Origin of the sequence: Luteibacter sp. (assembly GCF_036499525.1) — a bacterium.
Lineage (GTDB): Bacteria > Pseudomonadota > Gammaproteobacteria > Xanthomonadales > Rhodanobacteraceae > Luteibacter.
In genome coordinates, this window is the sequence record NZ_DASYDO010000019.1 from 14,966 (window position 1) to 35,042 (window position 20,077).

20 protein-coding genes are annotated in these 20,077 nt (G+C 64.7%); 10 read left to right on the top strand and 10 right to left on the bottom strand.

The window, feature by feature from the left end:
• Positions 1-109 precede the first annotated feature (109 nt).
• Both dcd and apbC read right to left on the bottom strand, forming a co-directional pair.
• A complete protein-coding gene (gene dcd, locus VGM71_RS03140; RefSeq protein ID WP_331542352.1) occupies positions 110-676 on the bottom strand; it encodes a dCTP deaminase in 567 nt (188 codons plus the stop codon).
• Positions 677-745: 69 nt separating this feature from the next.
• Positions 746-1,831, bottom strand: a complete 1,086-nt coding sequence (gene apbC, locus VGM71_RS03145; RefSeq protein WP_331542353.1) for an iron-sulfur cluster carrier protein ApbC — start codon at positions 1,829-1,831, stop codon at positions 746-748.
• A gap of 250 nt (positions 1,832-2,081) precedes the next feature.
• Between apbC and VGM71_RS03150 the strand changes: the two genes are divergently transcribed.
• The 4 genes from VGM71_RS03150 (at position 2,082) to nth (ending at position 5,991) form a co-directional block, all read left to right on the top strand.
• The gene (locus VGM71_RS03150) at positions 2,082-2,528 is read left to right on the top strand and encodes a DUF2147 domain-containing protein (protein ID WP_331542354.1); all 447 of its coding nucleotides are present in this window, start codon (positions 2,082-2,084) and stop codon (positions 2,526-2,528) included.
• A 98-nt stretch (positions 2,529-2,626) separates the two neighbouring features.
• Positions 2,627-4,726 (top strand): methionine--tRNA ligase, encoded by a 2,100-nt coding sequence (metG, locus tag VGM71_RS03155; protein ID WP_331542355.1) that lies wholly within the window; start codon positions 2,627-2,629, stop codon positions 4,724-4,726.
• A gap of 24 nt (positions 4,727-4,750) precedes the next feature.
• Positions 4,751-5,359: an RnfABCDGE type electron transport complex subunit B gene (locus VGM71_RS03160; protein ID WP_331542356.1), complete on the top strand. Its 609-nt coding sequence runs from the start codon at positions 4,751-4,753 to the stop codon at positions 5,357-5,359.
• Between the two features lie 20 nt (positions 5,360-5,379).
• Entirely contained in the window at positions 5,380-5,991 is a 612-nt protein-coding gene (gene nth / locus VGM71_RS03165) for an endonuclease III (RefSeq protein WP_331542526.1), read from the top strand.
• Between the two features lie 38 nt (positions 5,992-6,029).
• On the opposite strand, the gene VGM71_RS03170 is transcribed toward nth, so the two are convergent.
• From VGM71_RS03170 to VGM71_RS03185, 4 genes are all read right to left on the bottom strand, one after another.
• Positions 6,030-7,547: a SulP family inorganic anion transporter gene (locus VGM71_RS03170; RefSeq protein WP_331542358.1), complete on the bottom strand. Its 1,518-nt coding sequence runs from the start codon at positions 7,545-7,547 to the stop codon at positions 6,030-6,032.
• Between the two features lie 9 nt (positions 7,548-7,556).
• Positions 7,557-8,246: a carbonic anhydrase gene (locus VGM71_RS03175; protein WP_331542359.1), complete on the bottom strand. Its 690-nt coding sequence runs from the start codon at positions 8,244-8,246 to the stop codon at positions 7,557-7,559.
• Between the two features lie 130 nt (positions 8,247-8,376).
• Positions 8,377-8,742: a hypothetical protein gene (locus VGM71_RS03180; protein WP_331542360.1), complete on the bottom strand. Its 366-nt coding sequence runs from the start codon at positions 8,740-8,742 to the stop codon at positions 8,377-8,379.
• Positions 8,743-9,001: 259 nt separating this feature from the next.
• A complete protein-coding gene (locus VGM71_RS03185) occupies positions 9,002-10,387 on the bottom strand; it encodes a carbohydrate porin (RefSeq protein ID WP_331542361.1) in 1,386 nt (461 codons plus the stop codon).
• 209 nt (positions 10,388-10,596) lie between these two features.
• Between VGM71_RS03185 and rnt the strand changes: the two genes are divergently transcribed.
• From rnt to phoU, 6 genes are all read left to right on the top strand, one after another.
• Positions 10,597-11,256 carry a ribonuclease T gene (gene rnt / locus VGM71_RS03190; RefSeq protein ID WP_331542362.1) on the top strand — a complete coding sequence of 220 codons (660 nt, stop codon included), beginning with the start codon at positions 10,597-10,599 and terminating at the stop codon, positions 11,254-11,256.
• A 147-nt stretch (positions 11,257-11,403) separates the two neighbouring features.
• The gene (pstS, locus tag VGM71_RS03195; protein ID WP_414675079.1) at positions 11,404-12,420 is read left to right on the top strand and encodes a phosphate ABC transporter substrate-binding protein PstS; all 1,017 of its coding nucleotides are present in this window, start codon (positions 11,404-11,406) and stop codon (positions 12,418-12,420) included.
• A gap of 120 nt (positions 12,421-12,540) precedes the next feature.
• Complete coding sequence (gene pstC, locus VGM71_RS03200) at positions 12,541-13,557, top strand: phosphate ABC transporter permease subunit PstC (protein WP_331542363.1); 1,017 nt, start codon at positions 12,541-12,543, stop codon at positions 13,555-13,557.
• Positions 13,557-14,423, top strand: coding sequence for a phosphate ABC transporter permease PstA (pstA, locus tag VGM71_RS03205; RefSeq protein ID WP_331542364.1), 867 nt, complete (start codon positions 13,557-13,559; stop codon positions 14,421-14,423). The genes pstC and pstA overlap by 1 nt, the downstream gene beginning before the upstream one ends.
• A gap of 82 nt (positions 14,424-14,505) precedes the next feature.
• Positions 14,506-15,249 carry a phosphate ABC transporter ATP-binding protein PstB gene (gene pstB / locus VGM71_RS03210; protein WP_331542528.1) on the top strand — a complete coding sequence of 248 codons (744 nt, stop codon included), beginning with the start codon at positions 14,506-14,508 and terminating at the stop codon, positions 15,247-15,249.
• A 24-nt stretch (positions 15,250-15,273) separates the two neighbouring features.
• Complete coding sequence (phoU, locus tag VGM71_RS03215) at positions 15,274-15,987, top strand: phosphate signaling complex protein PhoU (protein ID WP_331542365.1); 714 nt, start codon at positions 15,274-15,276, stop codon at positions 15,985-15,987.
• Between the two features lie 110 nt (positions 15,988-16,097).
• Here phoU and sugE read toward each other — a convergent pair whose 3' ends face one another.
• Genes sugE through rnr form a run of 4 tightly spaced genes read right to left on the bottom strand, consistent with a single transcriptional unit; the run spans position 16,098 to position 20,074 of the window.
• Entirely contained in the window at positions 16,098-16,418 is a 321-nt protein-coding gene (sugE, locus tag VGM71_RS03220) for a quaternary ammonium compound efflux SMR transporter SugE (protein WP_331542367.1), read from the bottom strand.
• Positions 16,419-16,431: 13 nt separating this feature from the next.
• Positions 16,432-16,707 (bottom strand): CBU_0592 family membrane protein, encoded by a 276-nt coding sequence (locus VGM71_RS03225; protein ID WP_331542368.1) that lies wholly within the window; start codon positions 16,705-16,707, stop codon positions 16,432-16,434.
• Positions 16,704-17,450, bottom strand: coding sequence for a 23S rRNA (guanosine(2251)-2'-O)-methyltransferase RlmB (rlmB, locus tag VGM71_RS03230; protein WP_331542369.1), 747 nt, complete (start codon positions 17,448-17,450; stop codon positions 16,704-16,706). Before rlmB ends, VGM71_RS03225 begins: the two co-directional genes overlap by 4 nt.
• A complete protein-coding gene (rnr, locus tag VGM71_RS03235; protein WP_414675080.1) occupies positions 17,447-20,074 on the bottom strand; it encodes a ribonuclease R in 2,628 nt (875 codons plus the stop codon). The genes rlmB and rnr overlap by 4 nt, the downstream gene beginning before the upstream one ends.
• Between the last annotated feature and the right edge of the window lie 3 nt (positions 20,075-20,077).

Sequence of the window (20,077 nt, forward strand, 5' to 3'; positions counted from 1 at the left end):
TGTGGCTTGAGGTGAAAGTTTACCGCGCAAGCGGTGTACCGGGACAAACTGGAACGCCAGGGGCTCAGCGTTAGCGAGACTGGCTTTATGTTGGAGAAAAAAAGTGCGTTCAGGTGCTCGGCAGGGTCACGCCGCGCTGGCCCTGGTACTTGCCGCCGCGGTCGGCGTACGACACTTCGCATTCCTCGTCGGATTCGAGGAACAGCATCTGCGCCACGCCTTCGTTGGCGTAGATTTTCGCGGGCAGCGGCGTGGTGTTGGAGAACTCCAGCGTCACATGGCCTTCCCACTCGGGCTCGAGCGGGGTCACGTTCACGATGATGCCGCAGCGCGCGTAGGTGCTCTTGCCGAGGCAGATGGTGAGCACCTTGCGCGGAATGCGGAAGTACTCGACGGTGCGCGCCAGCGCGAAGGAATTCGGCGGGATGATGCAGACGTCCGACTTGATGTCGACGAAGCTGCGCTCGTCGAACGCCTTCGGGTCCACGATCGTGGAATTGATGTTGGTGAACACCTTGAATTCATCCGCGCAACGGACGTCGTAGCCGTAGCTCGACGTGCCATACGAGACCAGACGGTGGCCCTCCCGCTCCTTGACCTGGCCCGGGGCGAACGGCTCGATCATGCCGTGCTCCGCGGCCATGCGGCGGATCCACTTGTCGGACTTGATACTCAATGCTTTCTCTCCCTCGCTGGAGCCGGAAAGGTATAGGAACGTCGTCGAACGCGCTACCAGGGCCCGTCTTCAGGTGTTCTGGATGACGATCTTCGGGAAGCTGATGGCCTTGTTGCGCGCCTGCAGCGAAAGCCGGGCGGCGGTGGCGCGCGCGATGGAGCGGTAGCGCATGGTCAGGTCCGATTCGGGGATGGCGGCGACGGTGGGTCGTCCCCCGTCCGCCTGTTCGCGGATACGAATGTCCAATGGGAGGTCACCGAGGTACGGGATGCCGGCATCGGCCGCCATCCGCGCGCCGCCACCCTGGCCGAAGATGTGTTCTTCGTGTCCGCAGTTCGTGCAGATGTGGGTGGCCATGTTCTCCACCACGCCCAGGACGGGCACTTCCACCTTGCGGAACATGCCCAGTGCCTTGCGCGCGTCGAGCAGGGCGATGTCCTGCGGCGTGGTCACGATCACCGCGCCGGACACGGGCACCTTCTGCGACAGGGTGAGTTGGATGTCGCCGGTGCCCGGCGGCAGGTCGATGATGAGGTAGTCCAGCTCTTCCCAGCGCGTGTCGGTCAGCAGTTGCATCAGTGCCTGGGTGACCATCGGACCGCGCCAGATCATAGGCGTGTCTTCCTCGATGAGAACGCCGATCGACATGGCCTGCAGGCCGTGCGCGCGCATGGGCTCGATGCTCTTGCCGTCCGGCGAGACGGGCTTGCCGGTAAGGCCCAGCATGCGCGGCTGGCTCGGTCCATAGATATCGGCGTCGAGGATGCCGACGGTGGCGCCCTCGGCGGCCAGCGCCAACGCCAGGTTCACCGACACCGTGGACTTGCCTACCCCGCCCTTGCCCGAGGCGACCGCCACGATGTTCTTCACCCCCGGCAGCGGGGCCAGCTGGCCCTGCACCTTATGGGCGTGGACGCGCCATGCCACCGACACGGCCGCCGCGGCAATCGCCGGATCGGCCTCCAGGGCGGCCTTCGCCTCCGCGGTGGCTTGTTCGACGTAACCGGCCGCCGGGTATCCCAGCAGGATGTCGACGGATACCCGGTCGCCATCCACGCCCACGGCGCGCACGGATGCATCCAGGGACTGGCCCGAATGAGGGTCGATAACGCGGTCGAGGATGCCGCGGACTAGGGTTTCGCTGACCTGGGTCATGAGGAGGAGGCGGGGAAATTCGGAGATTCCCATTATGTAGGAGCGCGCCCTGCGCGCGACAGCTTTTTGGCCCCAATACCCGTCTCTGCACGCCCGCTCCCAGGCTATGGCCTCAAAACATGTCGTACCCGACGCGGGCATAAAACGCGCAGGGCGCTCTCCCGCCGGATCTGGCGCGATGCAGCTTGACGCCCGCCTCGGGCCTCGTCAGGCTCGGCCATACCTGACCGTATGGGACGTATGGAAGCCTATGAAACCCTTGATCCACACCGCCTTCGCCCTCGCCCTGACCGCGAGCGCCCTCCCCGCCCTGGCCGCCAGCGACACCCCGGTGGGCAAGTGGAACACCATCGACGACAAGACCCATCAGGTGAAGTCCGTCGTGGAGATCACGGAGAACGGCGGCCTGCTCGAAGGCAAGGTGCTGCAGGTGCTGAATTCGGAGCACGGTCCACACCCGGTCTGCGTGAGGTGCGACGGCGAGCGGAAGAACAAGCCCATCGAAGGCATGACCATCATGTGGGGATTGAAGAAGGACGGCGACGAGTGGTCCGGCGGCCAGATCCTCGACCCGGCCAAGGGCAAGATCTATAAGGTCACGCTTAAACTGGTTGATGGCGGGAAGAAGCTGGACGTGCACGGCTACATCGGCTTTTCGCTGATGGGCCGCAGCCAGGAGTGGGTCCGTCGGGAATGACCCCGTACGGGCTGCTATAGCGGCTAGAAACCAACGAAGCGATGAAGCGGCGAGGCCGCGTGCCATAATCCCCGGTCCCACAGCCGACCGTGCGAATCATGGCCCGCCGCATCCTCGTCACCAACGCCCTCCCCTACGCCAACGGCCCGTTGCATCTGGGCCACATGCTCGGCTACATCCAGGCCGACATCTGGGCGAGGGCGCAACGGATGCAAGGCAATGAGGTGTGGTACGTGGCCGGCGAGGATGCGCACGGCACGCCCATCATGCTCGCCGCCGAAAAGGCCGGGAAGTCGCCCGAGGACTACATCGCGGGTATCCGCGCCGGTCACGAAGCCGACTTCACGGACTTCCATTTCAGCTACGACCAGTACCATACGACGCATTCGCCGGAGAACCGGGAACTCGCGACCACGATCTACACGCGCCTGCGCGACGGCGGCTACATCGCCCGTCGCGACATCCAGCAGCTGTACGATCCCGAGCGCGACATGTTCCTCCCCGACCGCTACATCAAGGGCACCTGCCCGAACTGCGGCACACCCGACCAGTACGGGGACAACTGCGAGAACTGCGGCGCGACTTATGCGCCCACGGATCTGCTCAACCCGTATTCGGTGATGTCGGGAGCCACGCCCATCCTGCGCGATTCGGAGCATTATTTCTTCGAGCTGGGCAAGTTCGAAACCCTGCTGCGCGACTGGTTCGCCGGCAAGTTCACCGACGGCAGGCCGGTGGCGAACGCCGGCGTGGCGGCCAAGCTGGCCGAATGGCTGGACGGCGGCCTGCGCGACTGGGACATCTCGCGCGACGCGCCCTACTTCGGCTTCCCGATTCCCGACGCGCCAGGCAAGTTCTTCTACGTGTGGCTCGACGCGCCCGTGGGCTACCTGGCATCGTTCAGGGCGCTGTGCGAGCGCACCGGGCTGCATTTCGATGATTTCCTCGGCCCCGGCAGCAGCGCCGAGATGCACCATTTCATCGGCAAGGACATCATCAACTTCCATGGCCTGTTCTGGCCGGCGATGCTGCACGGCGCGCAGATGCGCACGCCCACCGCGCTGCACGTCAACGGGTACCTCACCGTCAACGGCGCGAAGATGTCAAAGTCGCGCGGCACCTTCATCCAGGCGCGCACCTACCTCGACAGCGGGCTCGATCCGGAAGCGCTGCGTTACTACTTCGCCACGATGCTCACCGAGAATCCGGTCGACGTGGACCTCGACCTGAAATCGTTCGAGGAACGCGTCAATTCGCACCTCGTCGGCAAGTGGGTGAACATCGCCAGCCGAACCGCCGGCTTCCTGCATTCCCACTTCGACGGCAAGCTGGCCGATCGTTTCGACGAGCCGATGTCGGCGTGGTGGCCCAACTTCGTCAAGGCCTACGACGATACCGTAGCCCTCTACGATAGCGGCGACCTGGCCGAAGTGTGCCGCCGCTTCGTCGCCCTTGCCGACGATGCCAACGGCTACATCGCCTCTGTGGCGCCATGGAAGCTCGCGAAGGACGAAAGCCGCCGTAGCGAACTGCACCAGATCTGCACGCTTGCGATACACGTGTTCCGCCTGCTCACCAGCCTGGTCAAGCCGATCCTGCCGAAAACCGCGGCGATGGCCGAGGACTTCCTCGGCGCGCCGGTGGATCATTTCGCCGATGCGCGCCGCGAGCTGTTCGGGCACACCGTCAACGGGTTCTCGCCCCTGTTCGGCCGCCTCGATCCGAAAAAGATCGAAGCCATGGTCGACGCGTCGAAGGAATCCCTCTCCCCCGCGGAACAGGCCAAGGCCATCGCCGCGGAAGCCAAGCCCGCCAAGAAAACCAAAGAACAACCGAAAGCCATGACCGACGCCACGACCGAAACCCCCACCATTTCCATCGACGACTTCGCCAAGCTGGACCTCCGCATCGGCAAGGTCGAGGCCTGCGAGTTCGTCGATGGCTCGGACAAGCTGCTGCGTTTCGCGCTCGACGCCGGTCCGCTCGGCAAGCGCCAGATTTTCTCGGGCATCCGCGCTGCTTACAGCGAGCCGGAAAAGCTGGTGGGACGCAACGTCGTCTTCATCGCCAACCTCGCGCCGCGCAAGATGCGCTTCGGTCTGTCCGAGGGCATGATTCTCTCGGCCGGCGACGGCGGTGCGGATCTGCACCTGCTCGATGCCGACCAGGGTGCGGCGCCGGGCGCCACCGTGCGCTGATCCCGCCATTCGGCCGCGCCAGCCATGACGTCAACGCTCGCCGACCGCATCGACGACCTGCTGCCGCAGACCCAATGCGAGCAGTGCGGATTCCATGGCTGCCGCCCTTATGCGGAAGCGATCGCCGCAGGTGAAGCAACGATCGATCGTTGCCCGCCCGGCGGTACCGCGGGCATCGCCCGACTGGCCGCCCTGCTCGATCGCCCGATGTTGCCGCTGGATACGTCCCGCGGCATCGAGAAACCACGCACGTTGGCACGCATCGTGGAACCAGATTGCATCGGTTGCACGAAGTGCATCCAGGTATGTCCGGTGGATGCCATCGTCGGTTCGTCGAAGCAGCTGCATACGGTGGTAGCCGACCTGTGCACTGGCTGCGAACTTTGCGTGCCTGCGTGTCCCGTCGACTGCATCGTCCTCGATCCCATGCCGCTGGCGCAGGCGGACGACCGCGTGCACGCCGACGCCGCCCGTTGGCGTTTCCAGCGACGCGAACGCCGCCTCGGTCGCGAGCGCGAGACGCGCGAACGCCAGCTAGCCGCCAGCAAGGTCGACGTCGCGGCTCCCGCGGCGAAGAACGCCGTGCTCGAAGCACTTGCGCGCGCGAAAGCCAGGAAAAAGGACAGCCCGTGAAGAAGGCCGACGTGGTCGAGATGTTCAGCCGCCTGCGCGAACTGAACCCGCATCCGAAGACCGAACTCGAATACACCACGCCCTTCGAACTGCTGACCGCGGTGGCCCTGTCGGCCCAGGCCACCGACGTGGGCGTGAACAAGGCCACGCGCAAACTCTTTGCCGTGGCGAACACGCCGCAGAAGATCCTCGATCTGGGGCTGGAGAAGCTGAGGGGCTACATCAGCACCATCGGCCTCTACAACAACAAGGCGAAGAACCTCATCGCCATGAGCCAGATCCTCGTCGATCGCTACGCCGGCGAAGTGCCGACGACACGAGAAGCGCTGGAGGAATTGCCGGGCGTGGGCCGCAAGACGGCGAACGTGGTGCTCAACACTGCCTTCGGACAACCGGCCATCGCCGTGGATACGCATATCTTCCGCGTGGCGAATCGCACGGGACTGGCGCCGGGACCGGATGTACGCAAGGTCGAGGACAAGCTGGAAAAAATGATCCCAAAGGAATTCATCCAGGACGCGCACCACTGGCTGATCCTTCACGGGCGCTATGTGTGCAAGGCGCGCAAACCGGAATGCCCGGGCTGCGCGATCGTCGATCTGTGCGCCTACAAGCACAAGACCAAACCTTGATTCGCCGGGCGGTTGCACGACCGGCGAACCCTTACCCGCTAGGCCGCGCGCCCGGACCCCTCCACGCGCCGTCCCAACTCCTGCCAGTCCACCACCAGCTCGCAGCCGCGCTTCGAGGCATTACGCCCCCACTCGCGTAGCAGTTCCAGCGACGCCTGGTCGATATGGTGCAGCCGGTCCAGCATCACCGAGACGCGCGTATTCGGCGGAATGCGCTCCAGCGTACGCGCCATCGTCGGCACCTTGAGGAAGGTGGCCGAACCTTCGAGGCGAAGGGTCGCGGAACCCGGCTCCTCGTGGTGCGTCACGTCCATCTTCAACCTGGACGACAGCAGGGCCAGGCGCAATAGCGACATGCCGAAGCCGATGATCACGCCGGTGAGCAGGTCGGTGGCGACGATAGCGATCGTGGTGACCACATAGACCGCGGCGGTGCCCTTGCCGTACACGGCGAGGTCCTTGATCTGCTTCGGGTTGACCATCTTCACGCCGGTATAGACGAGGATGCCGGCCAGGCATGACACCGGCGTCATCCGCATCAGCCATGGCAGCAGCATGACGAAGCCGAGTATCCAGCCACCGTGCAGGATGGCGGCCATACGCGTGGCCGAACCTGCCTGCACGTTAGCCGCGCTGCGCACGATCACGCCGGTCATCGGAAGCGCACCGAGGAAGCCGCAGATCAGGTTGCCCACGCCCTGCGCCGTGAGCTCGCGATCGAAGTTGGTGCGGGCGCCATCGTGCATGCGGTCCACCGCCGCCGCCGAGAGCAGCGTCTCGGCGCTGGCGATGAATGCGAAGGTGGCCGCAGCGACCAGCAAGGTGGCATCGAGCACGCCGAATAGGCTGCCGAAGGTCGGGAGGCTCACCGCCGAGAACAGGTTCGACGGCACGTCCACCCGCTTCACGTCGAACGCACCGAACTGCGCCACGGCCGTCATCGCCACGACGGCCAGGAGCGCGCTTGGGATGAAGCGGAGTTTCGCCGGCCGCAATTTCTCCCAGCCGAGCATGATGGCGATGGTGCCGAGGCCGATCATGAGCGCGCCGGGCATCTGCCCTTCACCCGCTCCGGTGACCGATTCCCAAGCCGCCGCAGGTAACGCGGCGAAGTTTTCCAGACCCCGCGCTTTCGGAATGGCGTCGAGCAGCACATGCGACTGCGAGGCGACGATGAGGATGCCGATGCCGGACAACATGCCGGCCACGACGGCCGGCGAGGTCATGCGAAACCACACACCCACCCGGCAGAGACCGGCTATGACCTGGATCAGCCCGGCCATCAGCACGACAGGACCGAGGGCTGCCACGCCGTGCTCACGCACCAGTTCGAACACCAGGACGGCAAGGCCCGCCGCGGGGCCGCTCACCTGCAGCGGCGAGCCGGCGATGGCACCTACGACGAGGCCCCCTACGATGCCGGTGATCAGGCCGGCGCTGGGCGGCATGCCTGACGCGATGGCGATACCCATGCACAGCGGCAGTGCGACAAGAAAGACGACCACCGATCCCAGCAGGTCGCGGCCAAAGAGGCCTTGGGAAAAATAAGCGCGCATGACAGGTCCTTAAGCGGCGGTGGCTACCGGTGCCGGCATGGAGAAGCGGGCGTGCGGCGTGGCATCGGGCAGGTTCGCGTCACCGGCCACCAGCGGACGGAAGCGGCCTTCGGCCGGGTCGAAGGCGGTGATCTCCGTCTTGGCGATGTCATAGATCCAGCCGTGGATGCGCAGGCTGCCGTTGGCCATCGCGGCGGCGACCGCAGGCAAGGTGCGCAGGTGCTCGATCTGGCCGACGACGTTCTCCTCCGTGAGGTAGCGCAAGCCTTCCTCGCCATGGATCGTGGGGCTGTTTTCGGCTACGACGTAGCGCGCTACGTCAGCGTGCTTGAGCCACTGCTCCACCGAGGGCTTGCCCTTGAGCGAGGCCGGATTCTGCAGGGCCTTCATCGCCCCGCAGTCGGAATGGCCGCAGATGACGATGTGTTGCACCTTGAGCGCCGTGACGGCGTATTCGATCGCGGCGACCACGCCGCTCACATGCTGCGCATAAGGCGGGACGATATTGCCGACGTTGCGATAGACGAACAGGTCGCCCGGCTGCGCCTCGAAGATCATCTCGGGCATCACGCGCGAGTCGGCGCAGGTAATGAACATGGTATGCGGGGTCTGTCCCGACGCGAGGCGCGCGAAGAGCTCGCGCTGCTCGGTCGTCATATGGCGGCGGAAATGATCGAAACCTTCGATAAGGCGTTCCATGACGTATTCCTTCTCTACTTTTAATGTTGGGGAGGCGAGCGCACAGGTACTCGCCGGCGCCGGGCAGATATGCCGGTGGCGCATTGGGGAAAGGGTCTCAGGGAAGCGGACGCGCCGGCGCGCGCCGGGATCAGGCGATCGGAGGGCGCAGCTCGGAACTGCGCGCGTGCGCGTGCGGGGGAGGCACGAGGCCCGGAGGCCGGCCGGCGTAAAGCCGCAGCATGGTTACCGCGTACTCGGGCGGGAGGTCGAACGTATCGTCGAGGCCGCCATTGTGGTCTTCGAGCGAGGAGACGAAGTCTTCATCGTCCAGGGCGACCAGACCGTCATCAGTGTCGTGGGTATCCACCGACAGCGGTGCATGCAGCGCGTCCTGCATCGCGCCGACGACGCTGCAGGGCATGGCTTGAACACCGGCGCACACGACGAAAAGCGCGAGGAACACGAAGAGCGTGCTCGCGATGCGTCGCAGGAGGTTGGCCGGAAAACGGTTCATTCGACGGACCGTACGCAGCGAATGTGGCAGATGCAAGCGAGATGTCGTGCCGTATTCAGGCTGACGACGATCGGGAGGCATAAAGCACGAGAAACCACGGCATTACGCGGAAAATGACTTCGGAATCCCAGCTAATTCATTCAGCACGGCGTCGCGATGAGGCGAACCGCGTCACTGAGACGATTCGCAAAACAAAAAAACGGCGGGCTTGCGCCCGCCGTTCGTTTCGTCCTTGAGTGGAACTCCGTTCCGATACCGGTCAGAAGCTGAGCTGGCCCCAGAAGCCGACTTCGTCGGTCTTGTAGTGGTACGGGGTAGCGAACGGGCCGTCCAGCTTGTTGTGCTTGTAGACCACGGCGAGCTTCAGGTTCTTCAGCACGTCGTACGAGACGCCCGCGTTGTAGTACTTGTCCTTGAGCTTGTTCTCGGTGTTCACGAGGTCCGTGTACTTGTAGTCGAGACGATCGTAACGAGCGAACACAGCCCACTGCGGATCGAAGTGCCAGTCGGCCCACAGCGAGTAACCGTCGGCCTTGTCCTTCAGGGTGTTCTTGGCGGCGCCGACACCCGGGCCCGTGCCCTGGTACTTCAGGATGTCGTCCCAGTTCTCGGAGTGGAAGTACTCCACGCCGACACCGAAGGTCTTGTCGCGCCACGCCACGAGGGCGTCGCCGCGAGACGCAGTACGGGTCGGAGCACCGCCCTCGGCGTCGTTACCGCGCTTGCCGGAGTACCCACCGACGGCGATCACCATCTGCTCGATCGGCGAGTAGCCGAAGCGGGCTTCCGTGTCGACGCTCTTCGAGCGGCTCAGGTTGCGGTAGCCGCGCCCGTTGACGACCGACAGCTGGTAGTTGACCGAGTTGTCGCCCGTGGTGGCGCCCATGGCATGCAGGCCCCAGTCGGACGAATTGCCGAAGGCACCCACGCCGCCGGCGTCCGCCGTGCCGCCGCTACGACCACCTTCGAACGAGCGGTCGGTGATGGTGTTCTCGACGTAGCGGTAGCCATACCACTTCTCGACGAACGGAATCCAGGGCATGTCGGCCGCGCCGAGGCGGACAGTGAAGAGCGGATCGAACTTGCCCTGCACGTAGGCCTTCTTCACGAACAGGCTGGTGGACGACAGCGACGACTGGTAGCTGAAGTCGGTGGTCAGGTTGGCCGACCAGACATCGTCGAAGGTGTGATCGACGGTCAGGTAGAAGCGCTTGACGTCGAAGCCGGTACCGTTCGTGGAACCATGGCCGTCCCTGCTCTTGTTCGGGCCGCTACCGACCTTCTCATTGTGATCCTGGTTGGTCACGTCGAAGAACATCGTGCCGCCGATGTGGGTGTTGTCCACGATCTTGGCGAGCTTCTCGACTTTCTTGGTCAGGTCGTCGGTCGGCTTGGCGGCGGCGACCTGCACGTCGTTCACGGCCTTGGCCGTCTCGATCTGCGCGTCGGCCTGGGCCTCCTGCTTGTTCTCGAGTTCCGACACCTTGGCCTGGAGGGCGGCGAGCTGCGCCTGCAGCTGCTGGAGGGTGGCGGCGTCGACCGTGACCCGGGCCGGCTGCTGCGACTTCGGCGTCGCGGCGAGGGCCGAGAAGCTGGTCACGCCCAGACCGGCGGCGATGGCCACCGTGAGCAACTTGGAACGCATGAGATGTCTCCGCTGAAGGAAAGGAATGGCTGTTGGCGTAAGTGAACCCCTAGGTCCGCCTGAGATTTTTCTGTCCGAAAATCCTCAAAGGGGCCAACGGCGCGAAGGATGAGCCGCCGGCTTTACCGTTCGATGCCTTTTTTGTTACAGATCGACGACACGCGCACATTCGCTTAACGAGCGCCCCTGCGGGCTGATATCCTTTGCGGATGGATACGACGAGCAACAGCACCGCTTCGACCATGGCCGGGCGGTTCAGGGGATTCCTTCCCGTCATCGTCGACGTCGAAACCGGCGGTTTCGAGGCCGAACGGGACGCCCTGCTCGAGATCGCCGTCGTGCCCATCGCCATGGAGCCCTCCGGGTTCGTGGTGCCCCAGCCGGTGGTCGCCGCGAATGTCGAACCCTTTCCGGGGGCGAACATCGATCCGCGCTCCCTGGAGGTGACAGGCATCGACCCCGACCATCCGTTTCGGGGGGCCCTTCCCGAGCGGCAGGCGCTCGACCATGTATTCACGGCGGTACGGGAGGCGGTGCGGGTCGCCGGATGCCAACGCGCGGTGCTCGTGGGCCACAACGCGGCTTTCGACCTCGCCTTCCTTAATGCGGCGGTGCGCCGCGTGGGTCACAAGCGGAATCCGTTCCATCCCTTCAGCTGCTTCGATACCGCCACCCTGGGCGGCCTGGCCTACGGCCAGACGGTGTTGAGCAAGGCGGTGCTGGCGGCCGGCCTCACGTTCGATACCCGAGAAGCCCATTCGGCCATTTACGACGCCCAGCGCACAGCCGAGTTGTTCTGCGAAATAGTGAACCGCTGGCGCCGGCTGGAACTGGCAGAGCGCGAACAGGTGGCTCCGCTGATCGCTTGAGGCTTTCCGTAAGTTCCTAATATGACATCGAAATGGCTGATGTCATCAGTCTGCAACATTCAGTACGTCTCATTGCAACACGGCAGGGCTGGAATACGGCCCCGGGCGGGCTTCGCCCGACACTCTTTCCATCGAGGGGATTTCTCCGTGTTCACACGCAAACTTTGCATTGCCGCGCTGGTCGCCGCTTCGCTCTTCGGCATGTCCGCCGTGCAGGCCACCGACATTACCGGTGCCGGCTCCAGCTTCGTTTATCCCGTCCTCTCCAAGTGGTCGGCGAAGTACGCCGAATCGACCGGTAACAAGATCAACTACCAGTCCGTCGGATCGGGCGCCGGCATCGCCCAGATCAAGGAAGGCACCATCGACTTTGGCGCCTCCGACGCCCCGATGAGCAGCGAAGACCTGACCAAGTTCGGCCTGGGCCAGTTCCCAAGCGTCGTGGGCGGTATCGTGCCGGTCGTGAACCTGCAGGGCGTCGAAGCTGGCCAGCTGAAGCTGACCGGCCCCGTACTCGCCGACATCTTCCTGGGCAAGGTTTCCCGCTGGAGCGATCCGGCCATCGCCGCCCTGAACCCGGGCGTGAAGATTCCTGACGTCAAGATCACCGTCGTGCATCGTTCGGACGGTTCGGGTACCTCGTTCAACTTCACCAACTACCTGTCGAAGGTCAGCCCGGAGTGGGCGTCGAAGGTGAAGTTCGGTACGGCCGTCGAATGGCCGACGGGCGTGGGCGGCAAGGGTAACGAGGGCGTCTCGCAGTATGTCCGCCAGATCCCGGGCTCGATCGGCTACGTCGAATTCGCCTACGCCAAGAAGAACAAGATCACCTTCGCACAGATGCAGAATGCTGCCGGCAAGTGGGTGCAGCCGACCGCCGAGACCTTCGGTGCGGCCGCGGCTACGGCCGACTGGGCTTCCGCGAAGGATTTCAATCTGATCATGACGAATGCCGCCGGCGACCAGGCCTGGCCGATCACGGCGACCACCTGGATCATCATGTACAAGAAGTCGAAGAACCCGTCGCACACCAAGGTGGCGTTCGATTTCTTCAAGTACGCCTTCGACAAGGGCCAGGCCGACGCGGCGTCGCTCGACTACGTCGCGCTGCCGACCACGCTGACCCAGAAGATCCAGGCCTACTGGGGCTCGGACTTCAAGTAAGCCATAGCGATCCGACCGACCGGTGAAACACGTCCGGTCCAGAGTATCGTCCAAGGGGGTCGCCGTCCCGCAAGGGGCGGCGACCCATAGTTTGCCAAGGTCCGGGAAACAGCATTCGCCATGCATGCCACCGCCAGCAACGCCGTGACAACCCTCGAGCGGCCCGCCGAAGCCGGCCGCACCACGAAGGACGCGCGCAACGATCGCATCTTCGGATGGGTGCTCAAGGCTTGTGCCCTGCTCGTGCTGCTCTCCCTCATCGGCGCGGCGGGCTCGACGCTCTGGCTTGGCCAGGACGCGTTCCGCACCTTCGGCTGGGGCTTCCTGACCAGTGCCGCCTGGGATCCCAGCAACGACCAGTACGGCGCGCTCGTGCCCATCATGGGTACCGTGGGTACCGCCTTCATCGCCCTCCTGGTCGCCGTGCCGATCAGCTTCGGCATCGCCCTCTTCCTCACCGAGATCGCCCCGCAGTGGCTGCGCGGTCCGGTCGCCTCGGCCATCGAACTGCTGGCCGGCATTCCCTCGATCATCTACGGCATGTGGGGCCTCTTCATCTTCGCCCCGTTCGTCGCCACGCACATCAAACCGTGGCTGATGCATGCATTTGGTACCGATGTGCTCGAACCAGGGCAGCCGGCGACGGGCTTGGCAAGGTTCTTCACCAGCGACTACGCCTTCTTCGGCGCCGGCGTGCTGACCGCGGGCCTCGTGCTGGCGGTGATGATCATCCCGTTCATCTCCTCGGTGATGCGTGAGGTCTTCCAGACGGTGCCCACCCGCCTCAAGGAATCCGCCTATGCGCTGGGCTCGAGCACCTGGGAAGTGGTCTGGGACATCGTGGTGCCATACACCCGCACGGCCGTGATCGGCGGCGTGTTCCTCGGCCTGGGCCGCGCCCTGGGTGAAACCATGGCCGTGGCCTTCGTGCTCGGCAACACCTTCAAGTTCTCCCTGTCGTTCCTCGAGACCGGCAGCTCCATCGCTTCGACCATCGCCAACCAGTTCGGCGAGGCCGAGGGCCTGCAGCGCTCCTCGCTGATGGCCATCGCCTTCCTCCTGTTCGTGGTGACCTTCATCGTGCTGCTGATCGCGCGCCTCATGCTCCGCCGACTGGCCACGAAGGAGGGCAACTGATGTCCGCCTCGCTCTATACCCAGCGCCGCGTCACGAACATCGTCGCCATGGTGCTCAGCGTCGCCGCCACCGGCGTCGGCCTGTTCTTCCTCGCCTGGATCCTCTGGGAAACCCTGAGCCAGGGCGCTTCCGCGCTGAAGCCGCAGCTGTTCACCAAGATCACCGCCTACCGCGAGGAAGGCGGCCTTGCCAACGCGATGGTCGGCAGCCTGATCCTCAACATCCTGGGCATCGCCATCGCCACGCCGATCGGCGTCGCGGCCGGCACCTGGCTGGCGGAGTATTCGCGCCGCTCGCACCTGGGCCCGACCATCCGCTTCCTCAACGACATCCTGCTCTCGGCACCGTCGATCGTGCTGGGCCTGTTCGTCTACACGATCGTGGTGCTGCCGTCGAAGTATCTCTCGAACGGCAATGTCACCTTCTCCGGCCTTGCCGGCGGTGTCGCCCTGGCCCTTATCGCCCTGCCCGTCATCGTCCGTACCACCGACGAGATGCTTCGCCTGGTGCCGGGGACGCTGCGCGAGGCCGCTCTGTCGCTCGGCGTGCCACAGTGGAAGCTCACCACGCAGATCCTGATCCGCGCCGCGCGCTCGGGCATCGTCACCGGCGTGCTGCTAGCGCTGGCCCGCATCAGCGGCGAAACCGCCCCGCTGCTGTTCACGGCCTTCGGCAACAACTTCATGACGTTCAACCCGCTCGACAAGATGCCGAGCCTGCCGCAGATCATCTACGAGTACACCAAGGACCCGAGCCCCGATATCAACACCCTCGCCTGGGCCGGCGCCTTCGTCCTCACGATGTTCGTGCTGGCGCTCAGCCTGATCGCCCGCTTCACCTTCCGCTCCAAGGTGTCCCATGACTAACATGAACGAAGTCGCCTCCCAGCCCGGGTTCGGCACATCGCCCCATGCCTCGGGCGTGGACCTTGGCCAGGTACCGGCGAAGATGACCGCACGCGACGTGAACTTCCACTACGGCGACTTCCACGCCCTGAAGCACATCGCGATGGACGTACCCGAAAAGCAGGTGACGGCCATCATCGGCCCGTCAGGCTGCGGCAAGTCCACCCTCCTGCGTATCTTCAACCGCATCTACGCGATTTATCCGAACCTGCGCGCCAGCGGCGAGATCATCCTGGATGGCGAGAACATCCTCGATCCGAAGTATTCGCTGAACCGCCTGCGCAGCAAAGTGGGCATGGTGTTCCAGAAACCCGTGCCGTTTCCGATGACCATCTTCGAGAACGTGGCTTACGGTATCCGCCACCATGAGAAGCTTTCGCGCTCGGAAATGGAAAGCCGCGTGGAGCAGGCCCTCCGCAGCGCGGCGCTCTGGGACGAGGTGAAAGACAAGCTGAAGCAGAGTGCGCTCGGCCTCTCCGGCGGCCAGCAGCAGCGCCTGTGCATCGCCCGCGGCATCGCGCTGAAGCCCGAAGTGCTGCTGCTGGACGAACCGACCTCGGCGCTCGACCCGATCGCCACGAGTCGCATCGAACAACTGGTGGAAGAGTTGAAGAGGGACTTCACGATCGTCATCGTGACGCACAACATGCAGCAGGCGGCGCGCTGCTCGGACATGACCGCCTTCATGTACATGGGCGAGCTGATCGAGTTCGACCGGACGGAAAAGATCTTCACCAAGCCGGAAAAGAAGCAGACCGAAGACTACATCACCGGCCGTTTCGGCTAAGCCCACGCCTTTCCGAGGTTAGCGATGAACACCACGCACCAGCACATCATCAAGAGCTACGACGACGAACTGAAGCGCCTCACCGGCGAAATCGTCAAGATGGGCGAACTCGCCGTCGCCCAGCTCGAAGCCGCCATCGACGTGGTGGAACGCCGCGACGAGCGCGCCGCGCAGCGCGTGGTCGACAACGACGACGCGATCGACGCGCTCGAACAGGAAATCAGCCAGGACGTGGTGCGCCTGCTTGCGCTGCGCGCGCCGATCGCCGGCGACCTGCGCAACGTCTTCGCCGCCCTGCGCATCGCCGCCGACATCGAACGCGTGGGTGACTACGCCGCCAACGTGGCCAAGCGCTCCATTCCGCTGAGCCGTGTGGCCCCGATCACCGCCGCCGGCGGCCTGGCGAACCTCGCCGAACTCGCCGCCGACCAGCTGCGCAACGTGCTCAAGGCGTACCACGACCAGGACGCCGAAGCGGCGTACGAGGTGTGGAAGTCGGATGCGGACCTCGACGAAGCGTATACCGTGGTGTTCCGCGCCCTCCTCACCTACATGATGGAAGACCCGCGCAACATCACCCCGTGCACGCACCTGCTGTTCATGGCCAAGAACATCGAACGCATCGGCGACCACGCGACCAACATCGCCGAGAACGTCTGGTTCGTCGTCCACGGTGAACCGCTGGTGGCGCCGCGCATCAAGCGCGACAACACGGCAAACCCGGATTTCGAGAAATAAGTGACCTGTAGGAGCGCGCCCTGCGCGCGAGAGCTTTTCGCGATGAGCAACAGGTCCTGTTACTCAGTCTCCAAAAAGCTGTCGCGCGCAAGGCGCGCTCCTACAAAGAGTCAAACCGTTGAAGTCAGCTTCAGGCCAATGATCCCGGCCACGATCAGCCCGACGCACAGCAGCCGCAACGGCTGCGCCGATTCACCAAATAGCACGATGCCGAGCGTCACGGCCCCTACCGCACCGATGCCGGTCCACACCGCGTAGGCCGTACCGAGCGGCAGCTTCCTCGTGGCGATGGCAAGCAGTACGATGCTGACCACCATGGCGAGGGCGGTCAGCACGCTCGGCACGAGCTTCGTGAATCCTTCGGTGTATTTCAGGCCGACGGCCCAAGCGATCTCGAAGAGACCGGCAAGCACGAGAACGATCCAGTACATGGGACAGCGGCTCCTACGGGGGCGTGGTTATGGTCGCCTTGCGCATCCGCACACCGCGGGCGATGCCGTATACGCTGATCAGGAACCATGCGAGTTCCTGGATGAACGCCGAAAGGTTGAAGGTGCCGAAGATCAGCGACAACAGGATGCCGAAGGCCCCCAGCAGGTTCATCACCTGGTAGGCATAACCCTGCCCCGAAAGCTTGTGCGCCTGGAGCAGGAAGAAAGCCACCAGGACCAGGGTCACGCCGAAGAGGCCCGCCCAGTCGTGCCAGAACATCTCGCTCATCGCCTGGCTCCTCGCTGTCGCAATGCCTCGAACAGGACGACGCCCGTGGCCACGGAGACGTTAAGGCTCTCCATGCTTCCCGGCATCGGGATCTTCGCCACGAAGTCGCAGGTGTCGCGCGTGAGGCGGCGCATGCCATCGCCTTCACTGCCCATCACCAGCGCGATCGGCCCTTTAAGGTCGATGTCGTAGATCGACTGGTCGGTGTCGCCATCGAGCCCGGTGATCCAGACGCCGGCGTCCTTAAGGAGGCGCAACGCCCGGGCAAGGTTGGTCGCGGCGATCACGGGCACGAGGTCGGCGCCGCCTGCGGAGGCACGGCGCACGGTGGGCGTGATACCCACCGCGCGATCCTTCGGTACGACCACGGCGGTAACCTTCGCCGCCGCCGCACTGCGCAGGCAGGCGCCGAGGTTGTGCGGATCGGTCACGCCATCCAGCACCAGGACCAGTGCATCGGAACCTGCCGCATCGAGCAGCGCGGGAAGATCGTTTTCGCCACGCAGCGGCGGCGTTTCGTAACGCGCGATCACGCCCTGGTGGCGAGCTTCGCCACCGAGTTTCTCCAGCTGTTCCTTACCCACCGACTTCACCAGAAGGCCAAGTTTGCGCGCCTGCGCGGCGATCTCGACCACGCGCGCATTCTTCGAGTTCTGCTCGATCACTACTTCACGGATACGATCCGGGTCGTTGGCCAGGGCGCCTTCGACCGGATTGATACCGACTATCCACGTCTCGCTCATGCCTGCGGCTTGCTCCTGGGTCTACGCGGCGCCTGCTTCGCCGCGGCTTTCTTCGCGGTGGCTCGCTTTGCCGGCTGCGGAGCCGGTGCCGGCCTCGATGCCGGCTTCGGCGCCGCCTTCTTCACCGCGGTCTTCTTAACCGGGGGAACAGGGGCTGCTGCCCGCTTCGGGGGCCGCGGATGATGCTCGACAGCCGGTTCGACGGCAACCGGCGCTTTCTTCTTGCTACCAAACATGCGGCCGACGGCCTTCTTGGCAGCCCTGCCGATAGCCTTGCCGGCGGCTGCCATCCCTTTCCTCGGTGCAGGCGCCGGTGCTGAAGCCACCTGCGGAAGGGCCTTGGGCAGCGCGGCCAGGCGCGCGACGAGACGGAAATCGATCTTGCGATCTTCCAGGCTTGCGCGAAGCACCTGCACGCTCACGTAGTCGCCAAGGCGATAGCTCGCCCCCGTGCGTTCGCCCGAAAGCAGGTGGCGCACCGGATCGAACTTGTAATAGTCGTTCGGCAACTGCGACACATGGACAAGACCCGATACGCGTGACGCGGCCAGCTCCACGAACAGACCGAACGAAGTGACGCCGGTGATCGTACCCGCGAACTCCTCGCCCACGTGCTTTTCCATCCAGGCGCACTTGAAGCGCTCGTCGACGTCGCGCTCCGCTTCCTCGGCACGACGTTCCCGCTGCGAGCAATGCACCGCCATCGATGCCATCTGCGATTCGCTATAGGTGTAGTCGGCTGCCTTGCCCTTGGTGATGGCATAACGGATGGCGCGGTGGACCAGCAGGTCCGGATAGCGGCGGATCGGCGATGTGAAATGCGCATAGGCATCCAGCGCCAGGCCGAAGTGCCCCTGGTTCTCCGGGTGGTAGATCGCCATGCTCTGCGCGCGCAGCAGCACCGACTGGATCAACTCGGCCTCGGGGCGGTCGTGCACCTTTTTCAGCAACGCGGAGAAGTCGGCAGGGGTAACCTCATCGACCGGCGGCATCTTCAGCTTGAACTCGCGCAGGAACTGCAGCAGGTCTTCGTACTTCTCGGCCGGCGGCGTCGCGTGCACGCGGTAAAGCGCGGGAATCTTCCGCTTCGACAGGAACTTCGCCGCCTGCACGTTCGCGGCGATCATGCATTCCTCGATCAGCTTGTGCGCGTCGTTGCGATCGGTGGCACCCATCGACACGACATCGCCCGACGGCGCGAGGCGGAACTTCACTTCCGGGGTTTCGAAGTCGATGGCGCCGCGACGCTTGCGCGCCTTCGCCATCGCCTTGTACAGGCGATGCAGGGTTTCCACCTGCGGCAGCACATCGGCGATCTGCTCACGCACGTCGGCGTTACGCTCGCCCACTGCCTGCCACACCTTGTTATAGGTGAGGCGCGCATGCGAATACATCACCGCCTCGTAGAACTTCGAATGGACGACTTCGCCGTCTTCGTCGATCTCCATGTCGCAGACCATGCACAGGCGGTCGACCTTGGGATTCAGCGAGCAGATGCCGTTGGACAAGGTTTCCGGCAGCATCGGCACGACGAAGCCGGGGAAATAGGTGGACGTGCTGCGATCGTAGGCTTCGACGTCGAGCGGCGTGCCGACCGGCACGTAATAAGAGACGTCCGCGATGGCGACGATGAGCCGGAAGCCGCCTCCCTTCAGCGCCTCGGCATAGACGGCATCGTCGAAGTCGCGTGCGTCCTCGCCGTCGATCGTGACCAGCGGCAGCTTGCGGATGTCCACCCTGCCCTTGCGCTCGTCGGCCGTGACCTTGGGTTCCACTTCCTCGGCCTGGCGGATGACCTGGGGTGGCCATTCGTGCGGCAGGTCGTGGCTGGCGATCGCCATCTCCACCACCAGCGACGGTTGCAGGCGTTCGCCCAGCACCGCGCGAATGGTTCCCAGCGGGCCACGGTGCGGCGTCGGCGGGTCGGTGATCTCGGCCACGACGATCTCGCCCGAGCGCGCGCCGGCGTCGCGGCCAGCGGGAATCATGATGTTCTGGTGCAGGCGGCGGTCGTCCGGTTCGACCAGCGTCACGCCGTTCTCGACCACCACGCGGCCCACCAGGCGCGGCGAGCGCCGTTCCAGCACCTCCACGATGGCGCCCTGGCGGCGGCCGCGGCGGTCGATGCCGACCACGCTGGCCAGCACCCGGTCGCCATGGAGCACGCTGCGCATCTGCGAGGGCGACAGGTAGAGGTCATCCCCGCCTTCGTCCGGGCGCAGGAAGCCGTAGCCGTCCGCATTGGCGATGACACGCCCCGGGATGAGACTTAGTTTCTGCGCCGGCGCATAGCCTCCGCGGCGGTTCCGCAGCAGCTGGCCGTCGCGGATCATCGCGCCCAGGCGCTTGCCCAGCGCATTGATCTCGTAATCGGTGAACAGGCGCAGGGAACGGGCGATATCCTCGGCCATCAGCAGTTCGCCACGCTCCTCGAGCAACGCGAGGATGGCCTCGCGGCTGGGAATCGGCTGCTCGTAGCGCTCGGCCTCGCGGCCGGCATGGGGGTCGACCACGGCCGGCGGGGAAAGGCGATCACGGTACTTGGCAAGCGCCTTGCCCGGTTGGGTGGCCTTGGCCTTGCGGGGGCCGCGATCCGCGCCCGAACCTTTGTTTTTCTTCGTCACTTA

What these genes read in the sequence shown, in the direction of transcription:
- apbC (WP_331542353.1), bottom strand. Translation starts at nt 1,831, where the DNA reads ATGACCCAGGTCAGCGAAACCCTAGTCCGCGGCATCCTCGACCGCGTT.
- VGM71_RS03150 (WP_331542354.1), top strand. Translation starts at nt 2,082, where the DNA reads ATGAAACCCTTGATCCACACCGCCTTCGCCCTCGCCCTGACCGCGAGC.
- metG (WP_331542355.1), top strand. Translation starts at nt 2,627, where the DNA reads ATGGCCCGCCGCATCCTCGTCACCAACGCCCTCCCCTACGCCAACGGC.
- VGM71_RS03160 (WP_331542356.1), top strand. Translation starts at nt 4,751, where the DNA reads ATGACGTCAACGCTCGCCGACCGCATCGACGACCTGCTGCCGCAGACC.
- nth (WP_331542526.1), top strand. Translation starts at nt 5,380, where the DNA reads ATGTTCAGCCGCCTGCGCGAACTGAACCCGCATCCGAAGACCGAACTC.
- VGM71_RS03170 (WP_331542358.1), bottom strand. Translation starts at nt 7,547, where the DNA reads ATGCGCGCTTATTTTTCCCAAGGCCTCTTTGGCCGCGACCTGCTGGGA.
- VGM71_RS03175 (WP_331542359.1), bottom strand. Translation starts at nt 8,246, where the DNA reads ATGGAACGCCTTATCGAAGGTTTCGATCATTTCCGCCGCCATATGACG.
- VGM71_RS03180 (WP_331542360.1), bottom strand. Translation starts at nt 8,742, where the DNA reads ATGAACCGTTTTCCGGCCAACCTCCTGCGACGCATCGCGAGCACGCTC.
- VGM71_RS03185 (WP_331542361.1), bottom strand. Translation starts at nt 10,387, where the DNA reads ATGCGTTCCAAGTTGCTCACGGTGGCCATCGCCGCCGGTCTGGGCGTG.
- rnt (WP_331542362.1), top strand. Translation starts at nt 10,597, where the DNA reads ATGGATACGACGAGCAACAGCACCGCTTCGACCATGGCCGGGCGGTTC.
- pstC (WP_331542363.1), top strand. Translation starts at nt 12,541, where the DNA reads ATGCATGCCACCGCCAGCAACGCCGTGACAACCCTCGAGCGGCCCGCC.
- pstA (WP_331542364.1), top strand. Translation starts at nt 13,557, where the DNA reads ATGTCCGCCTCGCTCTATACCCAGCGCCGCGTCACGAACATCGTCGCC.
- pstB (WP_331542528.1), top strand. Translation starts at nt 14,506, where the DNA reads ATGACCGCACGCGACGTGAACTTCCACTACGGCGACTTCCACGCCCTG.
- phoU (WP_331542365.1), top strand. Translation starts at nt 15,274, where the DNA reads ATGAACACCACGCACCAGCACATCATCAAGAGCTACGACGACGAACTG.
- sugE (WP_331542367.1), bottom strand. Translation starts at nt 16,418, where the DNA reads ATGTACTGGATCGTTCTCGTGCTTGCCGGTCTCTTCGAGATCGCTTGG.
- VGM71_RS03225 (WP_331542368.1), bottom strand. Translation starts at nt 16,707, where the DNA reads ATGAGCGAGATGTTCTGGCACGACTGGGCGGGCCTCTTCGGCGTGACC.
- rlmB (WP_331542369.1), bottom strand. Translation starts at nt 17,450, where the DNA reads ATGAGCGAGACGTGGATAGTCGGTATCAATCCGGTCGAAGGCGCCCTG.